13 protein-coding genes are annotated in these 12,979 nt (G+C 67.7%); 10 read left to right on the forward strand and 3 right to left on the reverse strand.

From position 1 onward, the window contains the following. Nucleotides 1-28: 28 nt before the first annotated feature. The 3 genes from OHA40_RS01830 to OHA40_RS01840 all read left to right on the forward strand — a co-directional run bounded on the left by OHA40_RS01830 (nucleotide 29) and on the right by OHA40_RS01840 (nucleotide 3,343). Nucleotides 29-955 carry a 3-methyladenine DNA glycosylase gene (locus OHA40_RS01830; RefSeq protein WP_330234495.1) on the forward strand — a complete coding sequence of 309 codons (927 nt, stop codon included), beginning with the start codon at nucleotides 29-31 and terminating at the stop codon, nucleotides 953-955. A 175-nt stretch (nucleotides 956-1,130) separates the two neighbouring features. Continuing rightward, nucleotides 1,131-2,696, forward strand: coding sequence for an LVIVD repeat-containing protein (locus tag OHA40_RS01835; protein WP_442943893.1), 1,566 nt, complete (start codon nucleotides 1,131-1,133; stop codon nucleotides 2,694-2,696). A gap of 2 nt (nucleotides 2,697-2,698) precedes the next feature. Next, on the forward strand, nucleotides 2,699-3,343 hold the full coding sequence (locus tag OHA40_RS01840) for a DUF305 domain-containing protein (protein WP_330231329.1): 645 nt from the start codon (nucleotides 2,699-2,701) through the stop codon (nucleotides 3,341-3,343). Nucleotides 3,344-3,355: 12 nt separating this feature from the next. Here OHA40_RS01840 and OHA40_RS01845 read toward each other — a convergent pair whose 3' ends face one another. Next, on the reverse strand, nucleotides 3,356-4,114 hold the full coding sequence (locus OHA40_RS01845; protein ID WP_330231330.1) for an NAD(P)H-dependent oxidoreductase: 759 nt from the start codon (nucleotides 4,112-4,114) through the stop codon (nucleotides 3,356-3,358). A 157-nt stretch (nucleotides 4,115-4,271) separates the two neighbouring features. Between OHA40_RS01845 and OHA40_RS01850 the strand changes: the two genes are divergently transcribed. The 4 genes from OHA40_RS01850 (at nucleotide 4,272) to OHA40_RS01865 (ending at nucleotide 7,192) form a co-directional block, all read left to right on the forward strand. Continuing rightward, a complete protein-coding gene (locus OHA40_RS01850) occupies nucleotides 4,272-5,030 on the forward strand; it encodes an SDR family NAD(P)-dependent oxidoreductase (protein ID WP_330231331.1) in 759 nt (252 codons plus the stop codon). An 88-nt stretch (nucleotides 5,031-5,118) separates the two neighbouring features. Next, entirely contained in the window at nucleotides 5,119-5,853 is a 735-nt protein-coding gene (locus OHA40_RS01855) for a PaaI family thioesterase (RefSeq protein ID WP_330231332.1), read from the forward strand. A gap of 46 nt (nucleotides 5,854-5,899) precedes the next feature. After that, nucleotides 5,900-6,775, forward strand: a complete 876-nt coding sequence (locus OHA40_RS01860; RefSeq protein ID WP_330231333.1) for a hypothetical protein — start codon at nucleotides 5,900-5,902, stop codon at nucleotides 6,773-6,775. Nucleotides 6,776-6,898: 123 nt separating this feature from the next. After that, on the forward strand, nucleotides 6,899-7,192 hold the full coding sequence (locus OHA40_RS01865) for a hypothetical protein (protein WP_330231334.1): 294 nt from the start codon (nucleotides 6,899-6,901) through the stop codon (nucleotides 7,190-7,192). Here OHA40_RS01865 and OHA40_RS01870 read toward each other — a convergent pair. Both OHA40_RS01870 and OHA40_RS01875 read right to left on the reverse strand, forming a co-directional pair. After that, entirely contained in the window at nucleotides 7,186-7,755 is a 570-nt protein-coding gene (locus OHA40_RS01870) for a hypothetical protein (protein WP_330231335.1), read from the reverse strand. The two genes, OHA40_RS01865 and OHA40_RS01870, sit on opposite strands and share 7 nt — an antisense overlap. A gap of 377 nt (nucleotides 7,756-8,132) precedes the next feature. Continuing rightward, nucleotides 8,133-10,313: a malate synthase G gene (locus OHA40_RS01875; protein WP_330231336.1), complete on the reverse strand. Its 2,181-nt coding sequence runs from the start codon at nucleotides 10,311-10,313 to the stop codon at nucleotides 8,133-8,135. Nucleotides 10,314-10,616: 303 nt separating this feature from the next. Between OHA40_RS01875 and OHA40_RS01880 the strand changes: the two genes are divergently transcribed. Genes OHA40_RS01880 through OHA40_RS01890 form a run of 3 tightly spaced genes read left to right on the forward strand, consistent with a single transcriptional unit; the run spans nucleotide 10,617 to nucleotide 12,978 of the window. After that, nucleotides 10,617-11,297: an SDR family NAD(P)-dependent oxidoreductase gene (locus OHA40_RS01880; RefSeq protein ID WP_330234496.1), complete on the forward strand. Its 681-nt coding sequence runs from the start codon at nucleotides 10,617-10,619 to the stop codon at nucleotides 11,295-11,297. Then, on the forward strand, nucleotides 11,294-12,343 hold the full coding sequence (locus OHA40_RS01885) for a zinc-binding dehydrogenase (protein ID WP_330231337.1): 1,050 nt from the start codon (nucleotides 11,294-11,296) through the stop codon (nucleotides 12,341-12,343). The genes OHA40_RS01880 and OHA40_RS01885 overlap by 4 nt, the downstream gene beginning before the upstream one ends. After that, nucleotides 12,340-12,978, forward strand: a complete 639-nt coding sequence (locus OHA40_RS01890; RefSeq protein WP_330231338.1) for a TetR/AcrR family transcriptional regulator — start codon at nucleotides 12,340-12,342, stop codon at nucleotides 12,976-12,978. The genes OHA40_RS01885 and OHA40_RS01890 overlap by 4 nt, the downstream gene beginning before the upstream one ends. Nucleotide 12,979: the final 1 nt, after the last annotated feature.

The following is a 12,979-nucleotide window of genomic DNA, read 5'->3' on the forward strand; positions in this document are numbered from 1 at the left end:
GTTCCGGCACCCGGGTGTCGGCGTGACCGTGCGGATATTCCCCGGTGCGCGGTGGCGGGCGGCCGCCGCGGCGCACCGGGCCCGGCTCGATGATCTGGTCGGGCCGTATCTCGAACGGAGAGCAGAAGGTTCGTCGCATCCGGTGATCGACTTCTTGTTCACCTACTACGGTCACAAACCTGCCCAGCTGCGGCGCTGGCACCCGGGCTACGGTTTCGCGCTCGCCGACGCCGCCGAGTACGACGGGGCCCGCGGGTATCACCGCGTCAGCGTGGACAGGGGGAGCGGTTCGGGCGATTCCGCGCCCGGTAACGTCTTCACCGCCGACCCCGCATATCTGGCCAAGCGCTACGACACCCTCGCGTTCGTCGCGAATCTGTTGCGTGCCACCGCGTCTCGGCCAGCGCAGCTGTCTTGCTTCGGCCTGCACGAGTGGGCGATGGTGTATCGCACCGCCGACATCCGGCACCAGCAGGTGCCGTTGCGGCTCGGACGGGCGAGTACCGACGCGGTGGTGGAATCGATGTCCTTGCGTTGCACGCATTTCGACGCCTACCGCTTCTTCACCCCGGAGGCCGTCGGCCGCAATGCCGAGCCGCTGACGCGCGCCGACCAGCTCCGTCGCGAACAGCCGGGCTGCCTGCACGCGAACATGGACCTGTACAAGTGGGGCTTCAAGCTGGTCCCGCTGATCTCCTCCGAGCTGCTGCTGGATTGCTTCGAGATGGCCTGCGCGGCACGCGAACTCGACATGCGCGCCAGCCCCTACGACCTGTCCCGGTACGGCTACGAACCGATCCGCATCGAGACGTCCGCGGGACGCGCGGAGTACGTCCGCGCACAGTCCGCGCTGGCCGAGCGCGCGGCCGAGTTGCGCCGCACGTTCCTCGGCGTCTGCGACGAACTGCTGGCGCGCGACGCGGCCGAACGGGTCGGTACCGCCCCCCTGGACTGACCCCGACGCAACCGCCGATTCAACGAAAATCTTCGCGAATCGTGCGCGGAATCCGCCGAAACCCTCCGGCAAGTTAATGAGTATTACTACCATTCAGTCAGTGCGGTGACTGTCCCAGTCAGCACGGACAGCCGAGTTCCGAAGACGAAGTTGGGGGGACGCGACGATGCGCCCGATGACCAGACTCTGCCGCGTCAAATCGCTGGTTCTGCTCACCGTCGGCATGGTCACGGCCATGATGCTGCCCGGGAGCGCCTCGGCGGATCCGGACGCAGGCATCCAGAACGCCATCCACGAATTCTTCGATGTCGGGCGCACTTCGGTCCCGCGCGCGGACTGCGGGCCCGGCTCCGCACCGGAGAACGGTCTGCAGGGCGACGTCACGGCGGCCGACCGCGACAGCGGGCGCAGTACCCTGGGCTACCGGTGCAACATGTCCTTCGTCGGCGGATATGCGGGCCGCGGGGCAGGCATCACCTCCACCAGCTTCGAGCACTGCGCCTACCTGGGCTCGTTCTTTCCCGGCGACCTGATCAGCGAGGGCCGCGGCGTCCAGGTGCTGGACGTGTCCGATCCCGCGCAGCCACGTCCGACGGTCACGCTGACCGAGCCCGCCATGCTCGCGGGCACCTGGGAGAGCCTCAAGGTCAACACCGAGCGCAAGCTGCTGGTCGGCACCGGCGTCCCGGTCGGCGAGGGCGTGGGCTATCTGTCGATCTACGACGTCGCCGATTGCGCCCACCCTCGGCTGCTGAATCCCGGTCCGGGCACGAACCTGCTGATGCCTCTGCCGATCACCACACATGAGGGCGGCTTCTCGCCGGACGGCTACACGTATTGGGCGTCGGGGGTCGCGCCCGGTTTCGTCAGCGCGATCGACCTCACCGATCCGGCCAACCCCCGCGTGGTCTGGCAGGGATTGACCGGCATCGAGGCACACGGGTTCGGCATCAGCCCAGATGGCAACCGGATGTACATCTCGGCCCTCGGCGGATTCACCGTCATGGACATCAGCGCGGTGCAGCGCCGCGACCCGAACCCGCAGGTGCACCACATCGGCCGGGTGTTCTGGACGGACGGCTGGGCGACCCAGCACAGCGTCCCGGTCAGTTACGACGGCAAGCCCTACCTCTACACCGTCGACGAGGGCGGTTCCGGCGGCGTCAAACTCATCGACATCTCCGACGAGACCGAGCCCAGGGTGGCCGCCAAGGTCAAGCTGGAAATCAACTTGCCGCAGCACATCGACAGCAATATCGGCTCGTCCATGGGCGGTTCCGCGTTCGCGTACGAATCGCACTACTGCGCCGCCGACCGTGAGGACAATCCGACCGCTTTGGCCTGCGGATGGATCTCCTCCGGCATCCGGGTCTTCGACGTCCGCGATCCGTTCGCCATCCGCGAGATCGCCTACTACAACCCGCCCGCCCGCACCGGCCAAAACCTGAGCCTGTGGAACTCGCCGCACGCGCTGGCCTCGATCATCGGCGTGCCGCTGATGAGCACGCCACCCGCGGTCCGCGCTGTGCTGGAAGGCCAGTTCGACCCCCTCGATGCCACCACGCCACGCACCGGCCGCCTCGCCTTCGGCGACGTGTCCACGGACTGGTGTTTCTCGCCGCCGGAATGGCGCGGCTCGCAACTCTACGTCGCCTGCTCGGACAACGGATTCATGGTGCTGCAATTGGACAACGACGTGTATTCGCCACCGGCGGACCAGAAATCCATCGTCGGGTCGTAACGATGCCGACCTGGATGCGAACCGTGGCCGCGGCTTCCGCGGTCTTCGCGCTGCTCGTGCTCGGCGCGGCGCTGCGGCCCCTGGTGATTCCGGAAAGTCCTTCGGCGGCACCGATTCTCACTGCGGTGGAAGTCGGCTTCACGCAGGACATGACCGCCCACCACCAGCAAGCGCTGCTCATGGTGCAGCGGCTCGACCGCGCCGTCGATCCGGCGGTGACCCGGCTGGCCGAGCAACTCGACCGCACGCAGCGCTTGGAGATCGGCACCATGCTCGGCTGGCTGCGCCTGGCGGGCGCGGCGCCGACCGCTGCGCGTCCCATGGCGTGGATGCCCACCGCGCATCGGCATGCGGGCACTGTCCGGCATGCCGATGCGTCGGCCGCGAACCCTGCCATGCCGGGGATGGCGAACGCCGCCGAACTCGACGCCTTGGCGGCGGCTCGAGGCTGCGAGGCGGAAATCCTGTTCCTGCAGTTGATGTTTCGGCACCATCAAGGCGGCATCGCGATGGCCGAAGCCGCCGACAACCTGGTGCGCTCCGGTCCGGTCAAGGAGATCGCCCGCGCGATGATCCACGGACAGGGCCAGGAGGCCGGGGTCATGGGGATGCTGCTGACCCAGCGCGGCGCCGCCCCGCTGCCTTGACCAGGTCGGATGTCACGAAGCCACGTGTAACCCGAACCCGGCCGCGCCGTGTGTCTCGCGACCGGGCTGCAAGCGCAGGCTGCGGTCGTAGTCGCCGCCGCCCTGCGGCCGATACCGGATCGGCTCCAGTCCCGCCAGGTCCGACATCCGGCGCCGCAGGTCGTCCGCGACCTCCTCGAAACGATCCGAGCCGAGCCGGATCGTGTCGTGCACCAGGAACGGCGGCAGCACATCCATACCCGTGTAATACAGAATGCCGTGGTGGATCGGGAACAGCAGATCCTCGGCCGGGCCGTTGATCCCGCGATCGGAATACGACGGCTGCTTGCCTCCGATACTGACCGCGAGCATCGCGCGACGGCCCGCCAGCACGCCCGCTCCGTACCTCGGCACCGACTTGCCTCCGGCCCCGTAGGCGAAGCCGCAGGTGAGGACGCGATCCACCCAGCCTTTCAGGATGGCGGGCAGGCCGAACCACCACAGCGGGAAATGCAGCACGACGGTGTCGGCCCAGAGCAGTTTCTGCTGCTCGGCGCGGATGTCGGGGCTGAGTGTCCCGTTGTGATAGGCCTCGCCGGAGGCCAGCATGAAATTGCTTTCCTCGACGGTGCCGAAATCGTCGGTGTCGGCGGCGGCCTTCCAGCCCATCGCATAGAGGTCCGTGATCCGCACCTCGTGCCCGTCCGCCCGTAACTGCTGCACGGCAACGTCTTTCAGCGCGCCGGTGAGTGAGTCCGGCTTCGGGTGGGCGTACACGACGAGTACGTTCATTCCAGCTTTCGTCACACTCGGCGCAACAGCGCTCAGCACGGCGGAATTCCATCGAGCCGCTGACCTGCACGGACGCACCGCGGTGCGGCGAGCGGAATGCCGGAGCGGTACGTCGCGTTGCCCCGTGGGAGACGATCCGGCGAGAGAGGAATGCGCAGTGTCCGACCAGGCATTCGCAGGTCAGCATGTAGTCGTCACCGGCGGCGGCACCGGGATAGGCCGTTCGGCCGCGCTCGCGTTCGCCGAACAGGGTGCGGCCGGCGTCGTGATCACCGGTCGACGAAGCGAATTGCTGGCCGAGGTCGCCGCCCAGCACCCCGCCGTGATCCCGGTGGTCGCCGACATCACCACCGAGGAGGGCACGGAGTCGGTCGCGCGAGCCGTCGCCGACCACGCCGGGCGCGTTGACGTCCTGGTCCACAACGCCGGGGTCTACGGTCCGGAACCGTTGGATCAGGTGCAGGCGGCGACCGTCCGCAATCAGTTCGAGGTGAACGTGGTCGGTCCGGTCCTGCTCACCGCGCGCTTGCTCCCGCTCCTGCGCTCCCCCGGCGGGAACATCGTTGTGGTGACGAGCATTTCCGGTCGCCTCGCGTCGCCCGGCGTGTCGGTGTACGCCGCGACCAAGGCGGCGGCGGACAGTCTGGTGCGCAGTTGGGCGGTCGAATTGGGTCCGAAAGGCATCCGGGTGAACGGCGTCGCGCCCGGCATGGTGCGCACACCGATCCTGGCCGCGGGCGGACTCGCCCCGGACACCGTCGAGCAGCTGCGTGCCGGGTATGCCGACCAGGTGCCGGTCGGGCGAATCGGCGAGGTCGACGACGTGGTGCCGTGGATCACCCGGCTCGCCGAACCGGCCAGCTCGTGGGTTACCGGAGAGATCATCGTCGTCGACGGCGGCCGGTTGGCGGCGTAAACGGGCCCGCGCGGATCCCTACCTGGTACGGCGGTATCGTCTGACCTGACCGGATCATGATCGTCGGCCGGAAGAGGTTGAGCTACCGATGATTCGCACCGATGCGTTCACCGTGCCGGGGCACGTGCGTGGCTATCCGGGCGTGGCGTTCGGCGGGTACGTGGCGGGACTGCTCGCGTCCGCGAGCAGCGCTGCGGAAGTGCGGGTGGACTTCCGGCGCGCGGTCACCGTGGATACCCCGATCATCCTGTCCGCCGACAGCTCCGGCGGTGCGACGCTGACCGATCAGGACGGCGTCGTGCTCGCCGAAGCGTCGGCGTCGGTGGTCACGATCAGCCCACCACCCGTACCCACCTGGGCGGAAGTACAGGCAGCCACGACCACCGCGCAGGTCCTGCGCAAGATGAGCCACTGCTACGGCTGCGGCGCTGCCTGCCCGCCCGGCCGCGGGCTGCGGCTGTCGCCCTGGGCCGTTCCCGCGCACGACATGGTCGTCTCCGCCTGGACACCCGAGACCTCCCTCGGTGGACCCAACGGCCTGCTCGCCACCGAAAACGTTTGGGCCGCTTTGGATTGCCCCGGCGGCTGGTCTGCGATGGCCCTGCGCGACCTACGTCCCGGCGCGGTCACCGCGGCCCTCACCGCCACCCAATTCACGCCTGTCCGCGCTGGCGAGCCCTATATCTCCTACGGCTGGCCGATCTCCCAAGACGGCCGCAAGCACACCGTCGGCGTGGCTCTGGCCCGAACCGATGGAACTCTCTGCGCCCTGGCCGAAGCCCTGTGGATCGAGCCCCGCCGGCCGTTGCCGTTCGAGTGGTGATTCGCGCCACTCGAACCTGTCGGTGGCTATCGCTACTGTGCGCGGCATGCCCTCGTCGGTACACGAAGTCCTCATCGAATTGGTCCGGCGCAGACCAACTTTGGTCGCCGAGCTCCTGACTTCCACACTCGGACTGACACTTCCCGAGTTCGATCACGCACGCGTCGACTCCGGTGACCTACCGGATATCGAACCAACGGAGTATCGCGCCGATCTGGTCGTCACCCTTACCGCTGCCACCCTCCCGGTCCTCGGAATCGTCGTCGAGGTCCAGCTTCAACGCGACGACGACAAGATCTGGAGCTGGCCGGTCTACCTGACCACACTGCGGGCCCGCCTGCGCTGCCTCGTGCTACTGGTCGTGGTCTGCCCCAACGAGCGCGCCGCCGGACACTGCCGTCGTCCGATCACCGTCGCGCCTGGATTCACACTCTCGCCGATGGTGCTCAGCCCGGCCAACGTGCCAGTAGTCAGCGACGCCACCACGGCATCCGATCGCCCCGATCTGGCCGCTCTCTCCGCCATCGCCCACCGCAACAACCCCGAACGCGATTCTATTTTCGCCGCCCTCGCCGCGACAGCACACCACACCGCGGACGGCGAAAGGTACATTGACCTGGTACTGGCCGCACTGCCGAAAGCAGCGGCCCGGCACTTCCTGGAGATGCTGATGAAAACCGACAAGTCCCCGTACTACAGCGAGTTCTTCAATCAGCTGCACGCCGACGGCGTGGCCGAGGGAGAGGCCAAGGGAGAGGCCAAGGCGTTGCTGAGATTGCTCCGTGCCCGCGGATTCGACATCCCGGCGGCATTGGCCTCCGAGGTCGCCGCGTGTACCGATCACGCTCGCCTCGACACCTGGGTCACCCGCGCCGCCACGGCGAACACCATCGACGAGGTCTTCGGCGATCCAGTGGAGTGACGCAAGGCCGTTGGCGACGGCGTGCCGAACTGATAGCGCAAAACTCGGCCTGTTTCCGGACCGGCGGAGGCATACCATCACGCCCACGCACTGGTTGCAAGTAATCGCATGATAAATCCGCAAATGCGTCGACCGACAGCGCAGATCGCGCTGTCGGACGCGGTGACCCGGCAGTACATGGAGATGCTGATGACGACCGGCACATGCCCGTACTACAGCGAGTTCTTCCGGGAGGTGTACGCCGAGGGCATGGCAATCGGGTTGCGGACTATGCTCACAGCCCGAGGATTCGACGTGTCCGAGGCACTGGCCTCCGAGATCGACGAATGCACGGATCCGACGCTTCTCATTGCATGGATCACTCGAGCCGCCACGGCCGAGACTCTCGACGAGGTGTTCTGCGACCAGGTTCAGTGATCGTCCACGAACCGGTACCACTGCCGGTCGAACGCGGCGTACTCGATGCCGTCGATGGCGGGCGGGCCGAGATGGGGTGGGGTCGCCGGGTCGCGGAAGTAGGCGAATCCTTCCGAGTTCGATTCGCCCGCTTGCGTGTAGAACAGGCAGCCGCCGTCGCGGGGCGTGATGAAGGTGATGGTGTAGAGGCCCAAGCGGGTGCGATGACCGGGGTTGGCGCAGTCGGCGGCTTGGTCTTCGAGGATCGCGCGGGAAAGTTGCCAGCCGAGGCTCTGCGGGATGCCGGACAACGTCAGCGCGAGCAGGACAGCGATAAGGATCGGCGCGGCGAGGCTGTAGAAGAACGCCCGGTAGCGCAGCAACCCGAGCAATCCGAACAGAGCGGCGATCCCGCCTAGTACGCCGAGCACCACCCACAGCACGACGAGTGTCGGGAACGTTCCTTGGGCGGCCAGCTGCCAGAACAGCGCTGCGCAGCACACCGTGACGCATGCGGTCAGCAGCCCCATCCACAGCACGAACCAACGGGGAGTGCGCTTGCGCACGGGACCAGCGGAGTTCACCCGTTCAAGATACGAGCGGCACCGGTTTCCCGCGCGGCTATCGGCGCCGAAATCGTCCGCTCCCGCAAGGGATCACCACGAAAAATCCCCCGGCCAGCGCTCTGGCCAGGGGATCCGATACTCGTGGACCGCACGTTCACAGGGGCGGGAAGCCCGCCGATCCGGTGGCCATCCAATTCCAGAACATCGCCGCGCGATTGGCGAGCAATGCCACGATGTCGAGCACAACGCTTCCCATGAATCTTCCTCACAAATCGAACGATCTCGTGCGGCACCCAGGGTAACGGACCGATAAACAGGATCGAAACTCGTGATCGCCCCGAAAAGCGCGAATCCCCCGACCAGGACTCGGCCAGGGGATTCGCGACATCCGGAGGCTAGACGCAGGCCAGGGCCTTCGCCTCGCGCCGACGGCGGTGCAGGATCGGCTCGGTGTATCCGTTGGGTTGCTTGGTGCCCGCCAGGATCAGTTCCTTCGCCGCCTGGAAGGCGATGCTGCCCGCGAAGTCCGCCGCCATGGCCCGGTAGTTCGGGTCACCGGCGTTCTGCCGGTCCACGACGGGGGCCATCCGCTCCAGGCTGGCCACCACCTCGTCGGCGGTGACGACACCGTGGCGCAGCCAGTTCGCCATCAGCTGGCTGGAGATACGCAGGGTCGCACGGTCTTCCATGAGGGCGACGTCCTTGATGTCGGGCACCTTGGAGCAGCCGACACCCTGGTCGATCCAGCGCACCACGTAGCCGAGGATGGACTGCGAGTTGTTGTCCAGTTCCTGGCGCTTCTCCTCGTCGGTCCAGTTCGGCTCGGCGGCCAGCGGAATCTGCAGGATCTCGTCGACGGTGGCGCGGCGGCCGCCCTTGGCGATCTCCTGCTGCCGCTGGAACACGTCGACCAGGTGGTAGTGGGTCGCGTGCAGGGTGGCGGCGGTCGGCGAGGGCACCCACGCGGTGTTGGCGCCCGCGCGCGGGTGGCCGATCTTCTGCGTGAGCATGTCGGCCATCAGGTCCGGCATGGCCCACATGCCCTTGCCGATCTGCGCCTTGCCGGGCAGGCCCGCGGCCAGGCCCGTGTCGACGTTCCAGTCCTCGTAGGACAGGATCCACTGCTGGGACTTCATATCGGCCTTGCGGACCATCGGCCCGGCCTCCATGGAGGTGTGGATCTCGTCGCCGGTGCGGTCGAGGAAGCCGGTGTTGATGAACACGACGCGGTCGGCGGCGGCCTGGATGCACGCCTTCAGGTTCACCGTGGTGCGGCGCTCCTCGTCCATGATGCCGACCTTGAGCGTGTTGCGATCCAGGCCGAGCACGCCTTCGACCCGGCCGAACAGCTCGTTTGTGAACGCGACCTCGTCGGGGCCGTGCATCTTCGGCTTCACGATGTAGACCGAGCCGGTGCGGCTGTTCTTCAGCTCCGCGTCGCCGGCCAGGCTGTGCTTGGCGATCAGCGAGGTGATCAGCCCGTCCATGATGCCCTCGGGCACCTCGTTGCCCTCGGCGTCGAGGATCGCGTCGGAGGTCATCAAGTGACCGACGTTGCGCACGAAGAGCAGCGAACGGCCGTGCAGCACCAGCTCACCGCCGTCCAGCGCGGTGTACACGCGGTCGGGGTTCATGGTGCGGTCGAACGTCTTGCCGCCCTTGCTGACCTGCTCGGCGAGGTCGCCCTTCATCAGACCGAGCCAGTTGTGGTAGCACAGCACCTTGTCCTCGGCGTCCACGGCGGCGACCGAGTCCTCGAAGTCCATGATGGTGGTGACCGCGGACTCCAGCACGACGTCCTTGACGCCCGCGCTGTCGGTGCTGCCGATCGGCGACTGCGGGTCGATCTGGATCTCGATGTGCAGCCCGTTGTGCTTCAGCAGCACCGAACTCGGCGACTCGGGATCACCCAGGTAACCGACCAGCTGGGAGGCGTCGGCCAGGCCGATGCTGGTGCCGTCCTCCAGGCCCACCTCCAGCTCGCCGTCGACGATCTTGTAGTACGACGAACCGATGTGCGAACCGGTGATCAGGGTGACCGCGTCGTCGAGGAAGTTGCGCGCCCACTCGATGACCTTGTCGCCGCGCACCTTGTTGTAGCCGGTGCCCTTCTCCGCGCCGCCCGCCTCGGGGATGGCGTCGGTGCCGTAGAGCGCGTCGTACAGCGAGCCCCAGCGCGCGTTCGCGGCGTTGATCGCGAAGCGGGCGTTCATCACGGGCACCACCAGCTGCGGGCCCGCGGTCACCGCGATCTCGTCGTCGACGTTCTGGGTGGCGATCTGGAAATCGGCGGGCTCGGGGCGCAGGTAGCCGATCTCGGTCAGGAAGTTCTTGTAGGCGGCCTTGTCGTAGTTCGCGCCGGGGTGCTCGGCGTGCCAGGCGTCGACCTTGCCCTGGATCTCGTCGCGCTCGGCCAGCAGGGCGCGGTTGCGCGGGGCGAGATCGTTGATGACCTGTTCGGCGCCGGCCCAGAACGCGGCGGAATCGACGCCGGTACCGGGAAGCGCCTCGTTCTCGACGAACTCGTGGAGAACGCTGGCCACCTGGAGCCCGCCGACCTGAATCCGCTTTGTCATCTACTGCCTCATTTCCGAGAAAGCCAAGTGGGAAACAGGGCCATGTTACCCGCGGGTAGTGGTGCCACCGCGCGTCGGGTCATCCAGCCCTCTGCCCCATCCATTCCGCCACGCCGTGGTGAACAGGTCCGTCACCCGGCGGGTCTTGCGGCCGTCGGCGGTCGGCCGCACAGCCCCTTGATCGTATCGCGCGGCGGAATTAATGTACTGATCGGAACATTTACAGACAGAGCAGGAGTTCAGGTGCCACTCACCGACAAGGCCGCCGTCGTCACCGGGGGCAGCCGGGGCTTGGGTAAACAGATGGTGCTCGCGTTCGCCGAAGCGGGTGCGGACGTGGTGATCGCCAGCCGCAAGCTGGACGGGTGCGCCGCCCTCGCCGCCGAGGTGACCGAGCGCTTCGGCCGCCGCGCGCTGCCGGTGGCCTGCAACGTCAGTGACTGGTCCCAGTGCGATGCCCTGGTGGAGACGGTCTACGCCGAGTTCGGGCGGGTCGACGTGCTGGTCAACAATGCCGGGCTGTCGCCCCTGTACCCGAGCCTGGATCAGGTCACCGAGGCCTTGTTCGACAAGGTCATCGGCGTGAACCTGAAAGGACCGTTCCGGCTTTCGGCGCTGATCGGCAGTCGCATGGCGGCCGATGGCGGCGGCTCGATCATCAACATCTCCTCGATCGAGGCGACCAGACCGGAGCCGTTCGCGGTGCCCTACTCGGCGGCCAAGGCGGGGCTCAACGCCCTGACCGGCGGGCTGGCCCAGACGTTCGCACCGAACGTGCGGGTCAACACCATCCAGTGCGGCCCCTTCGCCACCGACATCGCCACCGCGTGGCCGGACGAGCTGCGCGCCGAACTCACCAAGCACAACGCGCTGCGCCGCGTGGGAGAGCCGGGCGAGATCGTCGGCGCCGCCCTGTTCTTCGCCACCGATGCTTCGGCGTTCTGTACCGGAGCGACCCTCGCGGTGGACGGAGGCTGGCGATGAAAGCACTGACTTACCAAGGCCCCGAGCAGATCTCGTACTCCGATCGCCCCGACCCCACGCTGCCGGGACCGGACGGCGCGATCGTCCGAGTGACCGCCACGGGCATCTGCGGCAGCGATCTGCACATCTACGGTGGACACGGTTTCGTGTCCACCACCGGCTACTGCGGCGGGCACGAGGCGGTCGGCGAGATCGTCGAGATCGGGCCGCAGACCCGCGGCTACTCGGTCGGGGACCGCGTGCTGGTGCCCGCTTCGGTAGGTTGCGACGGCTGCGCACAATGCCGCGCCGGAATCGTCGCCGCATGCGCTCGCCACCCGCTGCCGGTCGACGCCTGTTATGGGCTCGGCGGTTCGCTGCCGGGCTGTCAAGCCCAGCTGCTCGCCGTCCCGCACGCCGCGGGCAACCTGGCGAAGCTGCCCGGCGAGGTGAGCGACGCGGCCGGCGTCGTCCTCACCGACAACGCGCCCACCGCGTGGTACGGCGCCCGCCGCGCCCGCATTGCGCCGGGCGACACGGTCGTGGTGATCGGGCTCGGTCCGGTCGGGCTCATGGCGGTCCAATCCGCCTTCGCGATGGGTGCGGCGCGGGTGCTCGGCGTCGACCTGCTCGCCGAACGCCGCAAGCGCGCCGCCGACCTCGGCGCCGAGCCGGTCGAGTCGGACGACCCGAAGCAGGCGATCCGCGAAATGCTCGGCGGCGGCGCGAACGTGGCGATCGAGGCGGTGGGCGCCGACGCCACCATCAAACTCGCGATCAGCGCGGTCGGGCACCGCGGCCGGGTCAGCGTGGTCGGCGTGAGCCAGAACCGCGCCTATCCGTTCCACATGATGGCGGCGCAGGTGAAGGAACTCGAATTCCACATCGGACTGTGCTCGGTCCAATACGAACTGCCCGCCCTGCTGAAACTCACCGCGGGCGGCAGGCTGCGGCCCGAAGCCGTAGTCACCCATCAGCTTCCGATGTCCGAAGGTCCTGCCGCCTATCGGATGTTCGCCGATCGGACCGACGGGGTGGGCAAGGTCGTGCTGGACCCGGGCCGATGACCGCACCGTCGCGCCGCCGCGGCCGCCCGCCCGCCGCCGAGTCGACGGCGAGCAACACCAGGGAGCGGATCATGCGCGCGGCGATCGACCTGTTCGCCGAGAAGGGATTCCACGGCACCGGCGTGGCCGAGATCGGCGAGCGCGCCGACGTGCAGCGCGGCGCGCTGTACTACCACATCGGCTCCAAGGAAGAGCTGCTCTGGCAGATCCTGCGCGACTACATCCAGCTGATGCTCATCGAGGCCGAGCAGATCGCGGCCGGCGCGGAAGATCCGATCAGCAAGCTGCACAAGCTGATCCACAGTCATGTCCGGCTGATCATTCGCCATCAGCGTGAGGTGGCGATCCAGCTGCGTGACGTCGGCGCGCTGACCGGCGAGCGCGGCACCGAGCTCCAGGATCTGCGCGACCGGGTCCAGCGCTGCTGGCAGCGGGTTATCGACGCCGGTCACGCCGAGGGTCTGCTTCGCACCGACGATCACGTGGTCACCAACAGCGTGCTCGGCATGCTCAACATGGTGACGTTCTGGTACCGCCCGCACGGCGACCGCTCCCCCGGCGAGATCGCCGAGATCCTCGCGATCACCCTGCTCGACGGCGTGGTTACCGACGCCGCCCGACCTACGAAAGGCTGAC

The sequence above is a fragment of the Nocardia sp. NBC_00508 genome (assembly GCF_036346875.1).
Classification (GTDB): domain Bacteria; phylum Actinomycetota; class Actinomycetes; order Mycobacteriales; family Mycobacteriaceae; genus Nocardia.

Coding starts and splice junctions, on each gene's coding strand:
- OHA40_RS01835 (WP_442943893.1), top strand. CDS start 1,131: ATGACCAGACTCTGCCGCGTCAAATCGCTGGTTCTGCTCACCGTCGGC.
- OHA40_RS01840 (WP_330231329.1), top strand. CDS start 2,699: ATGCCGACCTGGATGCGAACCGTGGCCGCGGCTTCCGCGGTCTTCGCG.
- OHA40_RS01845 (WP_330231330.1), bottom strand. CDS start 4,114: ATGAACGTACTCGTCGTGTACGCCCACCCGAAGCCGGACTCACTCACC.
- OHA40_RS01855 (WP_330231332.1), top strand. CDS start 5,119: ATGATTCGCACCGATGCGTTCACCGTGCCGGGGCACGTGCGTGGCTAT.
- OHA40_RS01860 (WP_330231333.1), top strand. CDS start 5,900: ATGCCCTCGTCGGTACACGAAGTCCTCATCGAATTGGTCCGGCGCAGA.
- OHA40_RS01865 (WP_330231334.1), top strand. CDS start 6,899: ATGCGTCGACCGACAGCGCAGATCGCGCTGTCGGACGCGGTGACCCGG.
- OHA40_RS01875 (WP_330231336.1), bottom strand. CDS start 10,313: ATGACAAAGCGGATTCAGGTCGGCGGGCTCCAGGTGGCCAGCGTTCTC.
- OHA40_RS01880 (WP_330234496.1), top strand. CDS start 10,617: ATGGTGCTCGCGTTCGCCGAAGCGGGTGCGGACGTGGTGATCGCCAGC.
- OHA40_RS01885 (WP_330231337.1), top strand. CDS start 11,294: ATGAAAGCACTGACTTACCAAGGCCCCGAGCAGATCTCGTACTCCGAT.
- OHA40_RS01890 (WP_330231338.1), top strand. CDS start 12,340: ATGACCGCACCGTCGCGCCGCCGCGGCCGCCCGCCCGCCGCCGAGTCG.